Origin of the sequence: Neobacillus thermocopriae, from assembly GCF_010975035.1 — a bacterium.
Taxonomy (GTDB): Bacteria; Bacillota; Bacilli; order Bacillales; family Cytobacillaceae; genus Neobacillus; species Neobacillus thermocopriae.
Genome location: NZ_JAAIUV010000007.1, coordinates 104,982 through 126,092, shown reverse-complemented (window position 1 = coordinate 126,092; position 21,111 = coordinate 104,982). Strand labels below are relative to the sequence as shown.

The 21,111-nt window shown below is 36.4% G+C and carries 21 protein-coding genes and 1 other annotated feature; of the genes, 4 read left to right on the top strand and 17 right to left on the bottom strand.

Annotated elements, in window-relative coordinates; all coding sequences use genetic code 11:
- Nucleotides 1-478 (bottom strand): transposase (locus tag G4Z05_RS06705; protein WP_205597402.1); only part of this gene is annotated, 478 nt, incomplete at its 3' end.
- A 42-nt stretch (nt 479-520) separates the two neighbouring features.
- On the opposite strand from G4Z05_RS06705, the gene G4Z05_RS06700 reads away from it, so the two are divergent.
- The gene (locus G4Z05_RS06700) at nt 521-1,519 is read left to right on the top strand and encodes a copper resistance D family protein (RefSeq protein ID WP_163251096.1); all 999 of its coding nucleotides are present in this window, start codon (nt 521-523) and stop codon (nt 1,517-1,519) included.
- Between the two features lie 317 nt (nt 1,520-1,836).
- On the opposite strand, the gene G4Z05_RS06695 is transcribed toward G4Z05_RS06700, so the two are convergent.
- Complete coding sequence (locus G4Z05_RS06695) at nt 1,837-2,151, bottom strand: hypothetical protein (protein WP_163251095.1); 315 nt, start codon at nt 2,149-2,151, stop codon at nt 1,837-1,839.
- Between the two features lie 148 nt (nt 2,152-2,299).
- Nucleotides 2,300-2,545: a binding site (T-box leader), on the top strand.
- A 53-nt stretch (nt 2,546-2,598) separates the two neighbouring features.
- Here G4Z05_RS06695 and brnQ point away from each other — a divergent pair.
- The 3 genes from brnQ (at nt 2,599) to G4Z05_RS06680 (ending at nt 6,410) form a co-directional block, all read left to right on the top strand.
- A complete protein-coding gene (gene brnQ, locus G4Z05_RS06690) occupies nt 2,599-3,930 on the top strand; it encodes a branched-chain amino acid transport system II carrier protein (RefSeq protein WP_038539610.1) in 1,332 nt (443 codons plus the stop codon).
- Nucleotides 3,931-4,065: 135 nt separating this feature from the next.
- Complete coding sequence (locus G4Z05_RS06685; RefSeq protein ID WP_038539607.1) at nt 4,066-5,721, top strand: glutamine--tRNA ligase/YqeY domain fusion protein; 1,656 nt, start codon at nt 4,066-4,068, stop codon at nt 5,719-5,721.
- Between the two features lie 251 nt (nt 5,722-5,972).
- Nucleotides 5,973-6,410 carry a GNAT family N-acetyltransferase gene (locus G4Z05_RS06680; protein WP_038539605.1) on the top strand — a complete coding sequence of 146 codons (438 nt, stop codon included), beginning with the start codon at nt 5,973-5,975 and terminating at the stop codon, nt 6,408-6,410.
- Between the two features lie 372 nt (nt 6,411-6,782).
- Here G4Z05_RS06680 and G4Z05_RS06675 read toward each other — a convergent pair whose 3' ends face one another.
- The 15 genes from G4Z05_RS06675 to G4Z05_RS06605 all read right to left on the bottom strand — a co-directional run bounded on the left by G4Z05_RS06675 (nt 6,783) and on the right by G4Z05_RS06605 (nt 20,834).
- Nucleotides 6,783-7,823 (bottom strand): sensor histidine kinase, encoded by a 1,041-nt coding sequence (locus G4Z05_RS06675; protein ID WP_240465332.1) that lies wholly within the window; start codon nt 7,821-7,823, stop codon nt 6,783-6,785.
- Entirely contained in the window at nt 7,820-8,269 is a 450-nt protein-coding gene (locus G4Z05_RS06670) for a GAF domain-containing protein (RefSeq protein ID WP_163251094.1), read from the bottom strand. The genes G4Z05_RS06675 and G4Z05_RS06670 overlap by 4 nt, the downstream gene beginning before the upstream one ends.
- A gap of 12 nt (nt 8,270-8,281) precedes the next feature.
- A complete protein-coding gene (locus G4Z05_RS06665; protein WP_163251093.1) occupies nt 8,282-8,935 on the bottom strand; it encodes a response regulator in 654 nt (217 codons plus the stop codon).
- Nucleotides 8,936-8,953: 18 nt separating this feature from the next.
- On the bottom strand, nt 8,954-9,610 hold the full coding sequence (locus G4Z05_RS06660) for a sensor histidine kinase (protein WP_163251092.1): 657 nt from the start codon (nt 9,608-9,610) through the stop codon (nt 8,954-8,956).
- Nucleotides 9,611-9,774: 164 nt separating this feature from the next.
- A complete protein-coding gene (locus tag G4Z05_RS06655) occupies nt 9,775-10,059 on the bottom strand; it encodes a hypothetical protein (protein ID WP_327989910.1) in 285 nt (94 codons plus the stop codon).
- Entirely contained in the window at nt 10,046-10,357 is a 312-nt protein-coding gene (locus tag G4Z05_RS06650) for a hypothetical protein (RefSeq protein ID WP_163251091.1), read from the bottom strand. The genes G4Z05_RS06655 and G4Z05_RS06650 overlap by 14 nt, the downstream gene beginning before the upstream one ends.
- On the bottom strand, nt 10,350-10,541 hold the full coding sequence (locus G4Z05_RS06645) for a hypothetical protein (protein ID WP_163251090.1): 192 nt from the start codon (nt 10,539-10,541) through the stop codon (nt 10,350-10,352). The genes G4Z05_RS06650 and G4Z05_RS06645 overlap by 8 nt, the downstream gene beginning before the upstream one ends.
- A complete protein-coding gene (locus G4Z05_RS06640) occupies nt 10,531-11,055 on the bottom strand; it encodes a Rieske 2Fe-2S domain-containing protein (RefSeq protein ID WP_163251089.1) in 525 nt (174 codons plus the stop codon). The genes G4Z05_RS06645 and G4Z05_RS06640 overlap by 11 nt, the downstream gene beginning before the upstream one ends.
- A gap of 11 nt (nt 11,056-11,066) precedes the next feature.
- Nucleotides 11,067-11,630, bottom strand: a complete 564-nt coding sequence (locus G4Z05_RS06635) for a 4Fe-4S dicluster domain-containing protein (RefSeq protein WP_038539580.1) — start codon at nt 11,628-11,630, stop codon at nt 11,067-11,069.
- A 1-nt stretch (nt 11,631) separates the two neighbouring features.
- On the bottom strand, nt 11,632-13,821 hold the full coding sequence (locus tag G4Z05_RS06630) for a molybdopterin oxidoreductase family protein (protein WP_163251088.1): 2,190 nt from the start codon (nt 13,819-13,821) through the stop codon (nt 11,632-11,634).
- Complete coding sequence (locus G4Z05_RS06625; RefSeq protein WP_395534237.1) at nt 13,808-14,902, bottom strand: hypothetical protein; 1,095 nt, start codon at nt 14,900-14,902, stop codon at nt 13,808-13,810. The genes G4Z05_RS06630 and G4Z05_RS06625 overlap by 14 nt, the downstream gene beginning before the upstream one ends.
- Before the next feature lie 190 nt (nt 14,903-15,092).
- Nucleotides 15,093-16,280 carry a zinc metalloprotease gene (locus tag G4Z05_RS06620; RefSeq protein WP_163251087.1) on the bottom strand — a complete coding sequence of 396 codons (1,188 nt, stop codon included), beginning with the start codon at nt 16,278-16,280 and terminating at the stop codon, nt 15,093-15,095.
- A 367-nt stretch (nt 16,281-16,647) separates the two neighbouring features.
- The gene (locus G4Z05_RS06615) at nt 16,648-17,808 is read right to left on the bottom strand and encodes an HD-GYP domain-containing protein (protein WP_163251086.1); all 1,161 of its coding nucleotides are present in this window, start codon (nt 17,806-17,808) and stop codon (nt 16,648-16,650) included.
- A gap of 162 nt (nt 17,809-17,970) precedes the next feature.
- Complete coding sequence (locus tag G4Z05_RS06610) at nt 17,971-19,227, bottom strand: ATP-binding protein (RefSeq protein ID WP_163251085.1); 1,257 nt, start codon at nt 19,225-19,227, stop codon at nt 17,971-17,973.
- Nucleotides 19,228-19,418: 191 nt separating this feature from the next.
- Nucleotides 19,419-20,834 carry a branched-chain amino acid transporter BcaP gene (locus G4Z05_RS06605; RefSeq protein WP_163251084.1) on the bottom strand — a complete coding sequence of 472 codons (1,416 nt, stop codon included), beginning with the start codon at nt 20,832-20,834 and terminating at the stop codon, nt 19,419-19,421.
- Between the last annotated feature and the right edge of the window lie 277 nt (nt 20,835-21,111).

Below are 21,111 nucleotides of genomic sequence, written 5' to 3'. Positions count from 1 at the left end.
ATTTACGTTTATTTGCACTTGCTTTAACATGCGTAGAATCAATAAATACATGTTCAGCACTAATCAACTTTTTATCAGAAGCTTCTTTTAGAATGCGGTAGAAGATTTTTTGAAATAGATCTGTATCCTTGAAACGTCTTTCATAGTTTTTTCCGAAGGTTGAGAAGTGGGGGACTTTATCATGAAACCCAAAACCTAAGAACCAACGATAAGCAAGGTTTGTTTCAATTTCTTCAATAGTTTTGCGCATAGAGCGAATACCGAAGGTATATTGAATAAAAGCCATCTTAATTAATACAACAGGGTCAATACTTGGACGACCACGTTCAGATGAATACATATTCTCAACTAATTTATATATAAATGAAAAATCAATAGCAGCTTCTATCTTACGAACCAAGTGATTTTCAGGAACCAGCTGGTCTAAAGTAATCATTTCTAATTGATCTCGATTTACTTGTGTATTTTTAGTAAGCATTTCAATATCACCTCGATATTCTATGACATAATTATACAAAAAATGTCGACAAAATCCTTTAAAAAAGGATTTTGTCGACAGTCTGCAGCAACTCTTGGAGTTGCTTTTCTTTCATTTGTTCCAGTCTTAAAAATTATTCTTTATTTATACAAAGATTTAGGATGGGGCTCAACCATCCAATCCGTTCTATTCCAATTTGAAGTCGGAAAATCGTGGGTTCGCATAGGAATTGTTTCGGTTCTCTTGTTCATCTTTCTAATCCCTGTCAAACTTGATCGCAAGCCAATTTTTGCCCTTCAGGGACTTCTGTTTACTTTGATCCTAATTGGCTTAACAGGCTGGGCCAGCCATGCGAGCTCTCTTTCAAAATGGGAAGGTTCATTAACCCACTCCACTCATTTATTAGCCGTTTGTATTTGGGTAGGTATTCTGGCCGTTGTTAGCTGGTTTGCAAAGAACTCTACTAACTGGGAGAAGTTTTTAAAGTGGTTTACACCCCTTGCTATTATATGTTTTGTGATCGTTGCCTTTACAGGATTTCATTTAATGTCATTTATGATAAGAGAAGGAGATTATGTTAACAGTTGGTCTTTATCTTTCGGACAAACATTATTGATCAAACATTTAGCGATTGTCCCTCTTTTAGTTTTTGCTTTTATTAATAGCATTTTAACGAGAAATAGATTCAAAAAAGACCCGGGCTTTAATCCACTTCCTTGGGCAAGGCTGGAAAGTGTGTTTATTTTATTGATTTTTGCCATAACGGGGACGCTCGGACAACAAGCACCTCCCCATAATATTGAAACAACGATTAAAGAAGAAGGCATTTCACCATTGTTTCAATATTTTCATGGAGGGGAAATGGACTTTCCGATCCAACTTACCCCAAGCCTTCCATCCTATGCTTTATTCTTTTGTGCCATCATTTGCTTGCTTTTTATCTTTTTTAGTTATATAAAAAAGGCACCAAAATTCCTCGCCTTCACTATGGGGATCCTTTCGATCATTGCCAGTTATTTAGCGTTAATGTCAAGTATATAAAAAGGGGCTGTCCGGAAAGTGGTAATTCAGCCGAAATCTTTATAAAAGCAAAACCCAAGAATGCTGTTAAATCAACATTCTTGGGTTTTTAATTTGGGTTCATTTTTCTCTTAAATGGACTTTTTAGACAGCCCCTTTTTTCTTGAGTTTTCTGGAATATGCACCGTTCATTGGAGATATGAGCAAATACCAATGTTAGCTAACTTATGTCATGACAAATTCATAAATGATTACATTATTTTATTTAGTCTCTGTTCATCTTTATTGTTGATTTTATATAAATAATATGGGGAAACTTCGACTAATTGAAAGTTTCCCTAATTTATTAGAACGTAATTGTTTTTTTTAGGTGGAACCTTTGGAACTTCTATTACCCTTGCAACACTTTTGCCTTTAGTAAATCTCACTTTATTTAGCCAATAAATAAAAGCATCTGTACCATAACAAACACCATAGATAATATTTCCTTCTTCATCTTCTTCAACAACTTCCCAATAAGGATGATTGTTTTCTCTGTTATATAACCATTTAAAAAAATCCTTTTGTAATTGATTAATATTTCTTCCTACTTTTGCAGGACAAACCATATAATCTATATCCTCTTCATATTCAAATCTGACCTTAACAATCATAATCTAACTCCCAACATTACAATACCACTTTACCAAATACTTGTACTCATTTAAATAAATTAGAGCCTTTTAAAAAAAAACACTTGAAAAACAATTATAGTATAGTATAATTATTATAAATTTTTAAATTCCAATTTTTTAGAAAAAACAAAAATCGATGACGAGAAGAGTAGCTTGTTATTCTTGCACTACAGAGAGCCGGCGGTTGGTGAAAGCCGGTGTCAGGACACAAGTGAAAATCATCTCTGAGATGCTAGGCTGAACTCACTCAGTAAGCCTTAGCCGGACTGCCTGCCGTTAATCTAGGACGCGTATGATGGTACGTTGATGAGAGCCGCAATTCATTATTAATTTGCGGAAGTAGGGTGGTAACGCGAGCAAGCTCGTCCCTATATGGGGACGAGCTTTTTTGTATTTCTAAAAAGGGTGAGAAAAGGAGAGAGAACAATGACTAAAAAAGACACATTTTTTGTTGGATTAATGCTATTTTCCATGTTTTTTGGTGCCGGAAACTTAATTTTTCCACCATTTTTAGGAATGGGAGCTGGGACGTCGTTTTGGCCAGCGATCATTGGATTTATTATAACAGGCGTGGGACTGCCTCTATTAGTTATTTCAGCAATTGCCATCGTAAAAGATGGGGGCAATGCCCTTGGAAATAAAGTTCATCCTTGGTTTGGAGCAGCTTTTACCATTATGGTCTATTTATCCATTGGACCATTCTTTGGGATTCCGCGAAATGCAAACGTGGCTTTTGAAATGGGAGTTCGACCGTTTTTAGAAAACGATACAATCCATCAGCCTTTATTATTGCTTGGTTTCTCAGCTGTATTTTTCTTGTTAGTATTATTGTTAAGCTTAAACCCTTCAAAAGTGGTTAATTATATGGGGCACATCATTACCCCAGCCTTATTACTATCCATTGTTACTGTTTGTGTCGTTGCCTTTTTCAAATTGGACAAACCTTTACAGGCACCAAATGAAACGTATCAAACGGCTTCTTTCTTTAAAGGTTTTATTGATGGGTATTCCACTATGGATGCCTTAGCCGCACTAGCATTTGGCATTGTTATTTTAACAACAATTCAACAAAAAGGGGTAACTGATCAAAAACAATTGACTGCATATACCGTAAAAGCCGCTTTTGTGGCAGGTGCAGCCCTTGCCCTTGTATATGCAGGAATTGGCTTGGTAGGAGCACAAATGGGTGCCTATGGCCAATTTGAAAATGGAACGGATCTACTTGCTTCTGCAGCCATGATTTTATTAGGAAATGGAGGAAAAATGTTATTAGGTTTTATCTTTACATTAGCTTGCTTTACAACCTGTGTCGGGCTGACCATCGCCTGTGGCCAATATTTTTCAAAAATGCACCCAAAATTCAATTATCACACGGTTGTCACCATTGTCACTTTAGCTAGCTTTTTGATTGCTAATCTCGGATTAAACCAAATTATCACCATTTCTGTGCCATTCCTTGTCATGGCTTATCCATTAACGATCGTTCTTGTTTCACTAGCTATGTTTCAGCGATTCTCGCAAAAGGTATATGCTGGAGCTATGCTCCTAACAGGAATTGTCAGCCTTTATGATGGATTAAAAATGTTCGGCCTTCAGTTTGGCTTCTTAGAATCATGGATGGACAATCTGCCATTTGCTGATCTCGGCCTTGGCTGGGTAGTCCCTGCGGTTGCTGGTGCTTTGGCAGGATTTATTTGGGACAGAGTGACTCAAACACCTGCAGCACTTAATGAAGGTGGGTTGGAAAAAGTCTCGTAATTATTTACTGCCAGTGGACAATAGAATCCACTGGTTTTTTACTTGATTTTTCGAATGAAATGCTGACAAGCATGGAAAAATATTAATATTTATGTTATGAATAAGTAGTAGCTAAGATGAAAGAGGTTGAAATAGGTGGAGAATCATACATCTAATTTTATTAAAGATATTATGATAAAAGATTTAGAGTCGGGTAAGCATAATAAAATTATTACTCGCTTCCCTCCGGAACCAAACGGTTATTTACATATCGGCCATGCCAAATCCATCGTTCTTAATTTTAGTTTAGCGGATGAATTTAATGGAGAGACGAATCTTCGCTTTGATGACACGAATCCATTAAAAGAAGATATCGAATATGTAAATTCGATTAAAGAAGATGTAAAATGGCTTGGCTATGAATGGGACAATCTGTGCTTTGCCTCTGATTATTTCGAGGAAATGTACAGGAGAGCGGTATTGTTAATTAAAAAAGGCCTTGCTTATGTAGATGATTTAAGTGCTGATGAAATCCGTGAATACCGCGGTACATTAACTGAGCCTGGTAAAAATAGCCCTTACCGTGACCGGACCGTTGAAGAGAATCTTGATTTATTTGAACGGATGAGAGCTGGAGAGTTCGGCAATGGTGAAAAAGTACTTCGAGCCAAAATTGATATGGCTTCACCAAATATTAATCTACGCGACCCTGTTATTTACCGAATTTCACATACTACTCATCATAACACTGGAGATAAATGGTGCATTTATCCAATGTATACTTTTGCCCATCCGCTCGAGGATGCGATCGAAGGAGTTACTCACTCCATTTGTACGATTGAATTTGAGGACCAACGTCCTTTCTATAATTGGGTAATTGAACATTGTGAAATGGAAAATAAACCACAGCAAATTGAATTTGGCCGTTTGAATTTAACCAATACGGTAACAAGCAAACGAAAGCTTAAACAATTAGTCGATGAGAAGATTGTTGATGGTTGGGATGATCCGCGGATGCCGACTATTTCCGGTATGAGACGCAGAGGATTTACCCCAGAATCCATTCGTAATTTTATTCAAGAAACGGCTGTTACCAAGCACAATGCGACGGTTGATGTTCAAATGCTCGAACATTTTGTCCGTGAGGATTTAAAACTAAAAGCACCTCGAACAATGGGAGTTATTAATCCATTAAAAGTCGTCATTACGAATTACCCAGAAGGTCAGATCGAATTGCTAGATGCTGAAAATAACCCGGAAAATCCGGAAATGGGGGTACGGAAAATTCCATTTTCCCGTGAAATTTATATTGAACGGGATGACTTTATGGAAAATCCTCCGAAAAAATATTTCCGTCTCTTCCCTGGTAACGAAGTCCGCTTGAAGCATGCTTATTTTATTAAATGTGAAGAAGTCATTAAGGATGCAGATGGCAATGTTATCGAGCTCCGTTGTACGTATGATCCAGAAACCAAGAGCGGCACTGGTTTTACCGGAAGAAAAGTAAAAGGAACAATCCATTGGGTGGAAGCTACTCATGCCGTACCGGCTGAATTCCGACTCTATGAGCCATTAATTCTTGATGAATCCGCAGATGATCAGGATGAGGAAAAATCCTTCCTTGATATGATCAACCCTCATTCACTCGAAGTGCTGCAAGGATTTGTTGAACCGAATATGAAAGAAAGTATGCCACATGATAAATTCCAATTCTTCCGTCACGGCTATTTCAACGTCGACCCAAAACATACGACGGTCGATAAGCTAGTCTTTAATCGGATTGTTTCATTAAAGAGTTCGTTTAAATTATAATTACTATCGAAACATATATCTGTTGCAAACGGGCCTATTAGGTCCGTTTTTTTATCTTTAGGCTCTGTTAAAGAACATTGTTGATATTTGAAACCCAACCAAGTTCTTGCTATAAATTACAATTAGAACAAAGGAATTTGTATTTGAAATGACAGAAACTTTTGAAAGTCTCCATCTATCTAAGTTCAGTACTTAAAAAGGTCGTTAACGGGCAATCGGCTTATAAATACTGGGAGGGGAGAACTCAATTTATGGAAATTAGAAAACCAAACGATTCGGAATATAAAAAGGTTTTATCACTTTCACCACAAGCATTATTCGAAGGTACATTAGGCGAAGCAAAACTGTCAGATGAAAAAGTCAAACAACTTATTGAACTATTATTACAGGAAGGAAGCTATTATTTGATAGCAACTGAAGGCGATAATCTAATAGGTTGGATTCTTATAGGAACAAGTAAAGACCCATTTACTGAAAAGGTATATGGATTTATTTATGAATTGTTTGTGTTAGAGGAATTTAGGGGAAATGGAATTTCAAAACAATTGATGGAAACTGGTATCGAACATCTTAAACAAGATGGATATTCAGAGGTTCGCTTAAGTGTATATGCAGGAAATCAAGCGATTAAACTGTACGAAAAATTAGGATTCAAAAATAGAACTATTACAATGAGTATGAACATATAAAACAAACATCTTTATTGAATATCTAATAGACTGGTTTATTGAGAATTGGGGAACCAAAAGATGGTTCCCTAACATTTTATTGAAAAAATCAACATTAAACATTAACAGAGCCTATCTTAAAAAAATGATTAGCTAACGCTCACTTGAAAAAGTTTTTCATCTCGTTTATAAAGATCTTTTGGCTCTCCTGACTCCTTGAATTAATTCGTTATCCCACCTTTGAAAAATTTTTTCTCACACCCCTCTTAATAAATCCTTTATCATTTTGATGAATCGTTTAGATAATATCCAGTAGGTATTATGTTGCCAAACCGTTCTCGAGTTCGAAAATAGCTTTCTTACCCAATAAAAAAAACCAAGGCAAGCCTGGTTTTAGTCTAATTGTTTATTAATCGGTACCTCTAAAATAATCCTCGTACCTTCTCCCGGAGAACTATTTACCGTCAAGTTCCCGCCAACTGAACGAGCCCGTTCATCCATGCTAAATAGACCAACACCGGATGTATGTGATTCTGGATCAAATCCTTTTCCTTTATCCTCAATCATTACTCGGACCACGTCATCCATTTCCCTAACCGTTACACTGGCTTCGGTTACGTCGGCATATTTCCAAATATTTGTTAATGCTTCCTGGATAATTCTGTAAATGGTCAGTTCTATACTGATATCAAGACGCTGATTTAAAACACAGTCAAAATAAACATCAATATTATAATGGTCGGAGTACCTCGTGAGATACGAACGAATGGCCGGTACCAATCCAAGATCATCGAGAACAGACGGCCGAAGCTCCCATGAGATTTTTCGAATTTCTTCAATGAGTCCCATTGCTTCCTTTTGCATTTGGTGTAACAAGGGGTGGTCCATTTCCGAAAGCAACCGATTAATCGTGATCAAATGGCTATATAAATCCTGGCCAATTCCATCATGCAGGTTTCGTGACAAACGTTTGCGCTCTTCCTCTTGAACATCAATGATACGTGTCATCATTTTTTGCAACTCTTGTTCGGCCCGTTTTCTTTTAGTAATTTCATAACGAATGGCTAAATATTGATAAGGTTTTCCGTTCTGATCAAGAAATGGAACAATTGTGGTATCTACCCAATAATAGGTTCCGTCCTTCGCTTGATTACGAATTTCCCCCTTCCAAACACTTCCAGATCCAATCGTCCGCCACATTTCACGAAAGAATTCTTTCGAATGGTAACCCGAATTAACAATTCGGTGGTCTTGTCCAATCAGTTCTTCCCTTGAATATTTGGAGATTAAACAAAATTGATCATTCACATAAGTAATAATTCCTCGAGCATTTGTAATTGCTACAATAGATGAAGCATCAAGCGCAAATTTATAGTCTATTAGTTCATTTACTGCTTGCTTTAATTCCTTGTCCTTTTCTAACTCCCGCATCATAAAATATGCTCCTTTAGCATTTGTTCCAACTCTAAAGAGGATTTAAAGACTTTTTCCTGCTCCTGTGCCGAAAAAATGTATTTTTCTCTTTTTCCGACAAGTAGTACCCCTTTGGGAACCGCATTAAAAAATAAAGGAACCGCATAAGTAGAGACAAGTTTTTCAGCTAGCATAATCGGATAATCAGTCACCTTCCCTACAATACCTTGGGGAAAGTGAGTTATCATCATTGGGGTGCCACTAGAAATAATTTTTCCTGCAACCCCTTTTCCGAAACGAACCGTAATTCTTTTATATTTATCATTAAGGTTACCCGAGGCATAATGCCACCTGACATCCGGGCCCGCTTGGTTTTGAATAGCAAGTCCGACAAAATCACATGCGAGCGTCTCTTTCAATTGATCACATACTTTCCTAACTGCCTGCAGTTCCTTTATCTCTGACATAATTCCTTCCCCTCAAATACTATATCCTAGTAATCCCTTTTTGACAGCATACTCTACTAGCTCTGGGCGAGTCTTTAACTGAAGTTTCTCCATTACCTTACTTTTATGGGTCTCTACCGTTTTTACACTAATGACGAGTTGTTCCGCAATTTCCTTGTTTGAATACCCTTTTGCAATAAGGGTTAATACTTCTTTTTCACGTTCAGACAAAAGATTATACGTATCATTTCCGTCTTGCTTTATACCGGCTAAATATTCTTCCATTAATCGCTTCTGAGCAGATGGATGCAAATAGGCATCTCCCTTAGCAACCGATTCAATGGCTGACATTAATTCATTATGCGGAGCGCTTTTTAATATACAACCGGAGGCTCCCCCTTGTATCGCACGAAAAAGATATTCTTCATCATCATGCATTGTTAAAATGAGAATATTAACCTCTGGCATTAGCTTTTTTAATTCCATTGTTGCTGAAAGTCCATCTTTACCGTGGGGCATGCTTAGATCCATGACAACCACATCTGGTTTCAGCTTCATTGCTTTTTTAATGCCTTCCTCTCCTTCTGATGCTTCCCCAACAACTTCCATTTCTGGGTTTGTGTTTAAAAGCATTTTTAAGCCGCTTCTTACAACAGCATGATCATCAACCAAAAGGATTTTAATCAAAATGACCTCTCCTTTGATTTATTTTAATGGAAGAGAAATTTCTATAGACGTTCCTTCTCCTAGTTTGGAAGATATTCTGCATTGCCCGCCAATTAGAAGCATTCTTTCCTTCATTGCTGCAAGTCCTGATAATCGCATAGAATCATTTTGTTCCTCAGGCTGAAATCCCTTTCCAAAATCATGAATGGTAATCGTTAATTCATTTTCGGTCCAAATAAAATTCATTTTCACATGTGAGGTGTCCGCGTATTTAGCAATATTCACCAACGCTTCTTGGCAAACCCTAAATACGGCGATACTGTTTTTCTCAGGAATCAATCTTTCTGGGCCTTCAGATTCAATTTCAACGATAATGCCAAAGGTAGAAGTATAACAGTTAATATAGCTTTTCATAGCAGGCAATAATCCAAGGGTGGTAAGAGCAGGTGGATGTAATTCAACAGAAAGCAGCCTTATTTCTTGAATGGTTTTTTTAATCAGCAAGGACATTTCACGCAAATAATTTTTCATATGTGGCTCTGCCGTACTTGATTCTACAAACTGCAATCCTGTTAGAATACTGTAAAGATTTTGACCGACACCTTCATGCAGTTCTAACGAGATTCGTTTAATTTCTTCTTCCTGTGAATCAATGATATAGGAGCTGATCTGCTGCTTCGTTTTTAATAAATCCATTTCTAATCTCCCCCCTTTACTAATATTATTATAAATGCTTGTATTTCACTAGGCTGTGAATTCAATGGAAATGGAATTGAATTTTCAATTAAGCTTCATCCCATCAACACTTATAAAAATCAATGAAGCAAATTAACAGATATATATAAAAAAAAGGCAGGTTCTTAAAAGACCTGAACCTTTTTAAATGTATAAGTTAAACCACTATTTGAATCAATCGCCGACCACTGTCCATCAGACTCACTCACATGACTTGAAAGCGGAACAGCTAGGAAATTTCTATCATCGAAATAAAAACGAAGATGGGTATAATCCGGACATGGATGAATTTTTTTGACCATTTTCTTTACAGTCGGAGCTTGATCTCCACCTTCTTGGTCAGTAATCTGAATTTCTACAGGGGCACCAATAAATTGTTCCTTCAACTCTTCCACATTAATGAACCCCACAGCTATTACATCCTCTCTTGACTGGATAGATGAACATTTTATAGCCTTGAAGATATTCCCAAAATTTCTCTCCTGCACATTCTTCAAGAAACTGAATCGTTTCTTCTTCTGATTGCCAATCGCTCATCCCTTTAATTTCGGCAATCACCATTTCCGCTCCTTCAATCTTCTTTTCTTCTAAATACCAGTTCAAGCGCTTTTTGGAGAAAAGATTGGTTAACAGTTCATTTATTTCTGCAGCGAATCCACCTGACTCTTGCCGTACAAAACAAAAGTCAATATAGGTTTCACTAGTCATTGACATTCACACCTTTTTTATAGATGAGAAAGGCAATAGGAAATAAAATGACATTGAGCACTGCTGCAATAATGGTGTTCATATAATTTTGATAAAAATACTGATGGACCATATACTGAGTAAAAATAATATTCAACATTAAAACAGCAAGAAGAAGAGCTACAGGGACATAGCTACGCTTCATAACGTTTCACCCCCACGGCATAAACAGCTCCATTTTCCACTTTGACATGAATCTCCGGCAGCGGGCGTCTTGGAGGTCCCGCTGTTGGAGCACCTGTTTCCACATCGAATTTGCCGTGATGGCAAGGGCATATCATTTCCCCTTTATCTTTTTCCCAGAAAACTGGACAGCGTAAATGAGTACATGCGTTTTGATAGGCAACAAATTTCTTTTCTGAAAGCCTAATAAGAATCGCACTGTCATGTTCTCCAGGGAAATGAAAGTCAACAGCATCCCCAACTGCCACTGACTTTAGGTCAGCGATTTTTTTCTTTGGATACTTTTTGTCACTTAAACCGGAGAGTTCCTTTGCTGCAATGGCTCCCCAAGGGAGAGAAGAAACGGCGAACACACCCGCTGCTCCGACCAATGTTTTCATAAAGCCGCGGCGGTCCAGTTTTCTTTCATTATTTCTATTTATATTGTGAGTATAGTTATTTTCGTTAAACGGGATTTTATTATTTTTATCGCTCATGGTAATCCCTCCTAGAACAATTTTGTGACGCCCTGCAGAATTCCAGGGAGATTCACTCGGACATTTGTCTCGCCTTCTAAATAAGGCATGCTTGTAACCCATTTTCCGTTATCAAGATTAAATTGCTTTTGTTTCGCTTCAATTTCTTCATCAGTTAGCCATTGAAGTGTATTAGATGGACATACACTTGCACACATTGGCGGAATTCCATCTTTTGTACGGTCAATACATAGGTCACACTTATACATTAAATTCTGTTCTGTATCAAACTTAGGTATTCCGTATGGACAAGCAATGGTACAGTTTTGGCATCCAATGCATTTTTCCACGAGAGCGGAAAGTACGGCTCCTGTTTCATGTATTTGAATCGCCTGAGCTGGACAACTCCTTGCACATGCCGGATTGACACAGTGAAGGCACATTAACGGCATGGTTTGACGATTGACAAGCGGATTTACATCGTAAACATAATTGCGGTTCCGTTGTTCATGCCCGCCACACTGTGTACAGGCAGCCAAACAAGAGCGGCATCCGATACAGTTTTCAAGTTCAAGATATAACCTCTTTTTTACCACTTTATTGCACCTTCTTCATTGATAATTTCTCGATCTGTGCGGCACATGCCTTAAACTCCGGCATCCGTGAAATTGGATCCAATGCAGCGTTAGTTAATAGATTAATAGATTCCTCATGTCCAAAATGGTACGGAACAAAGACGGTATCTTTTCGAATCGCTTCAGTAATTTTTACTTTATATTTAGCTTCTCCTCTTCGCGTATATAGTCGGACTACTTCTTCATGTTCAATGTTATATTTCGCTGCTGTTTCAGGGTGAACCTCTACATATGGTTCTGGACACATATCGCGAAGGAATTGAATTCGGCGAGTTTGGTTACCTGAAAGATAGTGGAAAACTACACGTCCTGTTGTTAAACGCAAAGGATATTCAGCGTCCGGCTCTTCTGCTGGTGGACGATATGGCAAGGCACAAATTTTAGCTTTTCCATCCGGATGATAGAATTTTTTATCCAAGAACATATGTGGTGTTCCGGGATCATTTTCATCACGACACGGCCAGAACACACCATCTTGCTTTTCAATCTTATCCCAAGTGGCTCCGTAATAATCTGCATATCCTCCTTTGGAAGCTAAACGGAATTCCTCCGCTACATCTTTAGCTGTTTTTAAATGAGAGAAATATTTGCCTTTACCGAGGCGTTCAGCTAGTTCCACTTGCATCAACCAATCCGGTTTTGATTCTCCAAGTGGCTCCTGCGCTTTGTTAATCTTGATAATACGTCCTTCCAGATTCGTAACGGTTCCTTCATCTTCTGACCAGGTAACAGATGGGAGGATTACATCCGCAAATTCTGCTGACTCGGATAAATAGAAATCAGCGCATACCATGAAATCTAAGCTTTTTAAAGCCTTACGGACAAAATTCTGATTCGGAGCAGATACGGCTGGGTTCGAGCAAAGCAAGTATAATCCACGAATCGTTTTTTGCTCCATTAATTCAAACATTTCATAAGCTGAAACACCCGCCTGTGGCATTTCTTCAGGAGTTATCCCCCATACTTTACAAACTTCTTCCACATGTTTCGGATTCGTGATTTTTCGATAGCCTGGTAGCAAGTCTGATTTTTGACCATGTTCACGACCTCCTTGACCATTACCTTGACCAGTGAATGTAGCAACACCTGATTTCGGACGGCCAATTTTACCAGTCACTAATGCCAGATTTGTATAAGCCGAAACATTATCTACACCTTTGTGCTGCTGCTCAACCCCACGTGCAAACATAACAACAGCATTCGGAGCTTTTCCGTAAATTTCAGCTGCTCTAATAATTTTCTCTTGAGCAATTCCAGTAATTTCACTTGTATATTCTGGTGTAAATTCTTTCACCAATTCTTTTGTTTCTTCAAATCCATTTGTATGGTTTTTCACAAATTCTTCGTCTACATAACCATTTTGAATTAATAGATTTAAAATACCGTTCGCTAACGCCAAGTCTGTTCCCGGCCTTAAATCTAAGTGTATATCAGCTCTTCTAGCAATGGGGGTTTCACGAGGGTCAGCAACAATTAAGTAGCCGCCACGTTCCTGGACATTCCACACGCGGAACATAGAGGTTGGGTGACATTCTGCGGTGTTGCTCCCCGCGATAAATAAGCAATCCGTTTCGTGAATATCTGTCCATGGTAGTGTAGATCCTCGGTCAATACCGAATGAACGGAGGAACCCTCCAGCTGCACTTGACATACAAAAACGTCCATTATAGTCGATGTAACGCGTTCCTAATGCCACACGAGCAAATTTTCCTGTTAAATAACATTTTTCATTGGTCATGGATACACCACTGAATACTGAGAGTGTATCTTTTCCGTACTTTTCTTGAAGCTCAGTGAATCTTTTAACGATTAGATCATAGGCTTCATCCCAGGAAGCTTCACGGAACCCTTCTTTTGTTCCTTTTAATGATGCATCGTCCCGGATTAATGGTCGTAAAATTCGGTCTGGGTGATTCGTTTGTTGATAGGCGGTAACCCCTTTTGGACACATTTTTCCAACTGTTACTGGCCAATCATATCGAGGTTCGACCCCAATAATTTTGTTTGTTCTTGTATCCACCCGCAAATTCATCCCACACTGCATCCCACAATAACTACAATGTGTTTTTACAAGCTTTTCATTAGGATGATGTACATTTTCGATTTCTTTAAAAAATTGATCTCTCTTCGGTTTTACATTAACCTCTTGCATTCTGGTTTGCCTCCTTAACCTTCACTTGATGTGTAGGAACTCCTGAGAAACGGGAAATCCGGTATTTTCTACGGCATGGAAGGCACAGTTCAGCAAGATTGAAGCCGTCTTCCATGTTAAATTCGATATGGTTGACTCCAAGTACATGAATGACATCGTTTGATTGTTCTACAGAGACAAAGTGATCTCCGCACACTTTACATGCCTTCATATTTTGCTCTCCATAATGTTCACGATAGTTTCTGGCCAATACGCTCATTGGACGGAACGGAATATGGGCCAGTTTACCAAAAGGTAAATAGATTAAAGTTAGGATGACTGAAAACTGGTGGATTAGCGACATTTGCGGCTGCATCCAGCCATGTAAAAATACGTTTTGAATCGTTAGTAAAAGTCCAGTTATAGAAATAAAAAGTAATAAATATAGTGGCATTAAATCGTAAATAAATTTTTGTTCAGCTCTAGCTTGCATGTTTTTCGCACGGCGGTACAATGCCATACAAACACCAGCAATGACCATGATGGCGGAAATATTTAAGGCATTATATGAGAACCAAGCAATGATTCCATCAGCCTTAATTTCCAATAAATCCATTCCCATCACAACGACAGTGTAGTAGCCATTGTCATCCATCGTAAAATACATCCAGCTAAACACAAGCGGGAAAGTAACTAAACAGGCAAGGATACATCCCCAACCAATCAGTACGTGCTGCATCCATCGATAAAATCCACGTTTTTTAATGAAATCGTAGATCGCTAAATGACTGACAGCTGTTTTGGCTGTTCTTTTACTAAAAACAAGCTTGAGTCCTTTTTTTAGAATAATTTTCGTTGGCGGCCTTTCTCCCCAAGCAATAAATCGATAAAAGAAACCTCCAAGGAAGACGATTGTTCCCACCATATATCCATAAAGATTCAAGTCAATGTGGGTAAACATTCTTGTACCAATAAACATTAAAACGGCAATTCCTAAGACTGTTAGAAACATTGATTTGGCAAACTTAGATGCAAAGGCATCGTTGATGGTGCTCTTTTTAGTAGATGCAGAATTCATCTGCATTTTATTGGTTGCCTGCATTTTCTCTTCTTCCTCCTTAAAAAAATAACACTTCCATTTTCTTACCCTTATTGTAAGAAAAACGGAAGTGTTATCTATATCGGGGAAATCCCTCATCCTGAGGGGAAAAAACCCTTAGAATTTCTTATTTTGACATAGTTTTGTCACAATTACATATCAGTAGCAGGCATTCTTACTAGACACTCTAGGTCTATAACCTTTTTAAAATATATTTTTTTCTTAATGAATATAAGAGCAATAGTAATCCAATGAGTAATTGCAGCGTAGAAAAGACGGCATTCCAAAAATGATAGGATGACGGTCCATAGGAAAAACAATGATCAATGGTTGTCAATGCTGTCACAACTTGCGGGATGAAATATCCGAAGAATAGGGTTAGTGTCAAACCCACTCCTACAAAGTAAAATAAGGCATACACATGAACCGTTCTTTTTTCTTCATCAAATACAACTTCATTTTGACGGACACTCTTAAAAAATGATAGCTTGTTTCTTATTACCTGCTCTGCATTTTCCATCAAATTATAACAGCCAGTAAGATTTTCAATTACATAATATATATCCGTTTTCATATAAAAACAGCATTGATAAATCATTCGAATGAATATATCCAATGCAGCGAGCTTAAGAAAACCAAGAAAAATGAATGGTCCATCAGAAAAAATTAACTGAGCAAGTAGAACAAAGAAAAGTATCGTTGTATCAAAACATAACCCTGCTAAAAATAAAACATTCCGATCCTTTGATGGTAGTTTCCAAACAGACGACATGTCTGTTTCAAGAACAACTAAGAATAACCGGTGTCCAATCCCCAATTTCGTTGGAAGGTTAAAAGATCTAACCGCTAAAATATGTCCAAATTCATGAATCATTACTAAAATGAAAGATAAAATAAGCCATCCAGGAATATTAAGTGCTAATAAATGAAAAATAAACAAATCTTTATAATGTGGAAACAAGGATGGTTCCAGAATGAACATCAGAATAATACCCACGAAAAATATTGAATACACGACCAATGAGACTTGATTAAAGAAAAATTTTCCTAGTTTTGGAGACACCCATTGAAATCCTTGTTCTTCCTTCCCTTTTTCATGAATATCTATTTTAACCCCATCAATTTCAGCAATTAATTGTAGCTCCATCAATTGCTTTGCAAAATCAAGAAGATCAACTTCTTCATTAGGGTACTTTCCTTTAAGAAACTCCTCAATCTCACCTAATGCCATTCCATCATTCATTAAATGAATAGCTTCAATACATATCTCCGGCATTTCATAAAACTCACCGGAATTCTTGTCCTCTACTATATAATGTTTTTTATCTTTTTGGATATTGATTGGGACTATGGAAATATTAGATTTTAAAGTAAGATTCATTTTTTTCACCATTATCTATTAAAAATACAACTGTGCTACTAGGTGTTGGTTTGTACTCCAGACTTATTCATTATAGTCCGTAGCACTTATTAATTAATAGAGATACTAAAACCCATACTATTAAAAGATATTAATCAACTTCTCTGAATCCACCACAAACAAAAGTATATGTGCCGAATTTTAAAGATCCTTTGTTCCCTTTACTCCCATCAGCTCATAAATAATCAACCATTTCCATTTATTACAGCCAGAAGATAAAAAACATGGATGCATAGCTTTATGCTAGCATCCATAATTTATCATGGTCTGATTCCAAAATAGCCACACCACCAGCAAGTTGTCTTAACTTTTTTAAGCTTACGGATTTTCATCCTTCCACCTCCTTAAGTACAATCCTTTCTTTCCAAGGATATTTATAATGATAGTCAACCCATGCTGGATATACTTTTTTAAATGATTCAACTAGCAATGGGTCAAACTGTGAACCCTTACCTTCAATTATTCGATTATATGCTTCATCTACAGGCAATGCAGCTCTGTAGGATCTTGACGAAGTCATGGCATCAAATGCATCTGCAATTGCTATTACCCTTGCAAGTAATGGAATCTCTGTTCCTTTTAATTGATCTGGATAACCTTTACCATCCCAACGTTCATGGTGTGAACGTATAACACTAATATAATTTTTTATACCTTCAACATCTTTAACAGCTTCCTCACCAACAACTGGATGTGTTTTTATTATTTCATACTCTTCTTTAGTAAGTTTGCCAGGCTTCATTAAAATAGTATCCGGTATATGAATTTTCCCAATATCATGAAGCAAACAAGCATAATAAAATGATTTTTGTTCTTTCTTTGTAAGCTTGCCTATTTCCTTAGCAAGTAATAAAGCATAATTAGCAACTCTTTCACTATGGCCCCTGGTATAAGGATCTTTTAATTCTAAAGTTGCAATAACTCCCTTTACTATTCCTTCTAATTGTTTATCGTATGATAAGCTAATTGCTTTAACATATCTCTTAAAACGGCTTAATAAAAAGAATGACATAATCGATAATATTATTGTTAATATGCCAGGCATTACAACATAGGAATTATCCAATATTATACCGAGAAATACATACTTAAAAACAATCCCTATGCTAACTAACCAGTAGTAACTTAAACTGAGAAAAAGTGGCAATGATAAAAACAAAAACACTTCGACCATATTACCACTCGTATAAGATTCTCCTCTGCCATAGTAAGTGATTAAATCTGTAATAAAGGTAGCAGTTAAAAATCCAAGAAAAAAAACAAATTTGATTAATGAGTATTTTCCTATTCTATATAAATAATAGGAAATAGGTATCAATATTGCTAGTACTATATAATTAATATACCAATAATCATATGATACTTCATTCTCCCTATGAAGTATATGTACTGGCAGAAGGTAATAAAAAAAATAATCATATGCAATAAATATTATATAGAAAAATATTAAAAACCATTTTATAGTTTGCTTCTCTTCATAAGATATCATAAAATCCTCCAAATATCATATCCTTTTTCCTAAATGTAGGTATTCTAGAGGAAAAATTACCTGAATTATTTTTATAAAATTTATCTTATTTTAACTATTCCTTCATTTATTATATATTAATAAATAAACCTTGTAACAATGTTTTTGTAAATTTTCAATGATTTAATGATTAATTTTTTTGTTGATCTGAACAATTGGAAGTTCAACTATTACTTTTGTCCCTTTTTTTTCAGTACTCTCAAATTTTATACTACCATTATGGTCTTTTATAATCTGTTCAGAAACCATCAGTCCTAAGCCAGTGCCATTTTTTTTTGTTGTAAAAAATGGAAGGCTAATATTAGCAATATTTTCTTCCTTTATTCCATCTCCTTCATCCTCAATGGTTAACCAAACTTTTGTACGATCTAAAACCCCAGCAGAAATAGTTATTCTGCCTCCTTCAGGCATTGCCTCTATTGCATTTTTTATTAAGTTGATTAGTACCTGCTTTAGCCTTTTTTCGACACAATCAATTTCAGGAATTGCATCCTCTATCTTAGTTTCAAATACAATCCTATTTTCTTCATCTTGTTGTTTTGCAATGGATATAGTATAGTTAATAATTTCTTTTATATCCCCTTTATTAAATTGAATAACTCGGGGTTTACCGATATACATTAAATCATCAATAATTGAATCAATACGATCAATTTCCTGTATCATAATAGAATAATAATCATTTGTATTCGGATACTGTTCTCTCTGCAACTGGATAAAACCTTTTAAAGATGCCATAGGATTTCTTATCTCATGTCCTATAGCAGCAGACATTTGGCCAATAATTGCAAGCCTCTCTTTTTGACGAAGTTCTTCATGAACAGATGTTAAAGATTCTACGTATGAATTAAATCTCTTTAATAGAATAAAAGCAATTGCTGCTAATATACTTAAAATAATAATAGGTGCTAATACATCAGCAGTGTGAAGTATAATACCTAATAATATATATTTCCCAATAACTCCTAAGGACACAGTCCAAAAGTACCTTTTATTTACAAAAATTGGTGACATAAAAACAAATAAAAGCTCTACAATATTTCCAGAAGCAAACTGAAGAGTTGTTCCAAAATATCTTAACACATTATCAGTCACATCAATCAAAATATAACTTATAAATAAAATATATTTTACTTTATATGGATTTCCATTTTTATTTAATTTATAAGTGAAAAATAACAAAATAAACATAAATACAAATACACAGTAACCAAGTCCTGTTTTAAGAAATTCTTTATCACCAAACCTCGAAAAACGGGGTAAAACAATATACCAAAGCAGGTCAAAGACTAAAAATAATATATAAAATAGCCATAAAAAAAGAGTATTAGCTCTTCTTTCTTCGAATATTAGCTTTCCGATAATACTTTCAGTTTTCATGTATATAACTCCTTTGACCTATTCCTTAACTATCCTCAAAAAATTAACATTCTGACCCTTCCCCTATTCTACCATTATTTCATCATAATTTTTACTAAAAAATTTCATTTAGGCGAGTTTTTTCGACAAATTTTGATATTGTGTACTATAACAAAAAAAGACCCTAGAATAGGGTCTTTTTTCACTCTGGATTAACTTACTTTTTTCACTTTTTCTTCAATTTGGTTTAATGATGAATGTTTACGGCCATACACAAAGTAGACCAATAGACCTATGACTATCCAAACAGCAAAGCTAATCCAAGTCAGTGCTGGGAGTTGCAGTGCCAAGTAGCCACAGAATAAAAATGCCAAAATTGGAATTAGTGGAACAAGCGGCACTCTAAATCCAGAATTTAATGTTTGATTATTTTTTCTCAAATATAAAATACCAATTGAAACCGTCATGAAGGCAGATAACGTTCCGATATTGACAAGTTCCGCCAATTTATTTAAAGGCACAACTCCAGCGAAAAACGATACGATTAGACAAGTAATCCAGGAGTTCACAACCGGTGTTTGTTTTTTCTTGCTTACTTTCGTAAAAAACTTTGGCAATAATCCATCACGGCTAATCGCATAGAATAAACGAGTTTGACCATATAGCATAACGAGCAATACCGTTGTAATCCCTGCAATAGCCCCTATAGAAATGAAACCAGCAACCCAATCCTGATGAATATAACTTAATGCAAAGGCAACTGGGTTTTTCACATTTAAATCTGTATAAGGAACGATCCCTGTTAGAACAGCAGATACGACAATATATAAAAGTGTACAAATTAACAGAGAAGCAATAATTCCAATCGGTAAATCACGCTGCGGTCTTTTCACCTCTTCTGCTGCAGTGGCTACTGCATCAAAACCAATATAGGCAAAAAATACAGTTGCCGCTCCAGCCGCCACACCAGAGAAACCAAATGGCATAAATGGAGTCCAATTTTCAGGTTTCACATACCAAACACCAACGCCAAGGAAGAGCAAGACAACAGCCACTTTAATAATGACCATCACTGTATTGAAACGGGCAGATTTTTTCGCACCTTGTGTTAATAAGTATGTGATGAGGACCAGTATGAAAATAGCTGGCACATCAATAAACGTTCCTTCAGTTGGATTGTATGCACTAGTTATCGCTTTGGGTAAATGGATTCCCAATCCTGATAGTAAACCTTGAAAATAGCCTGACCAACCGCTGGCTACCGCAGATGCGGCGAGACCATATTCGAGTATTAAAACCCAGCCCAATAACCAGGCAACGATTTCGCCAAAGATTGCATAGCTATACGTATAAGCACTTCCGGAAACTGGAACGATAGAAGCGAATTCTGCGTAGCAAAGTGCAGCAAAGATACAAGCTAAACCTGATAATATAAAAGATATAATCAACGCTGGCCCAGCATGTATAGCAGCCGCTACTCCTGTAAGAACAAAAATTCCTGTACCTACAATGGCTCCAATTCCAAGCATGGTTAAATCAAAGGCACCTAAATCCTTCTTGAGAGTAACCTCTTTATTTCCAGCCTCTTGAATCAAAGCCTGAATCGACTTCTTTCTAAATAAGTTCATATTGAACCTCCTTGATTTATCTCTTTCAATTTTCAGAAAATATAATTTTTACTGAATTTAACAACGAAATCATATAATGATTTTGTCGAAAAATCAATATATTTGTCGAAATAAGTAATTTGTAAATCATACCAAATCATAATCACATAAAAAAGAACACTACATAGTTTTAACAAAGGTCATTATGTATATCAATATAATATTTAATTTTATTAAAAATAAATTGGAAAATGAAAACCCCAAAGGCTTATAGCCTTTGGGGTCATCGTTTGTTTAT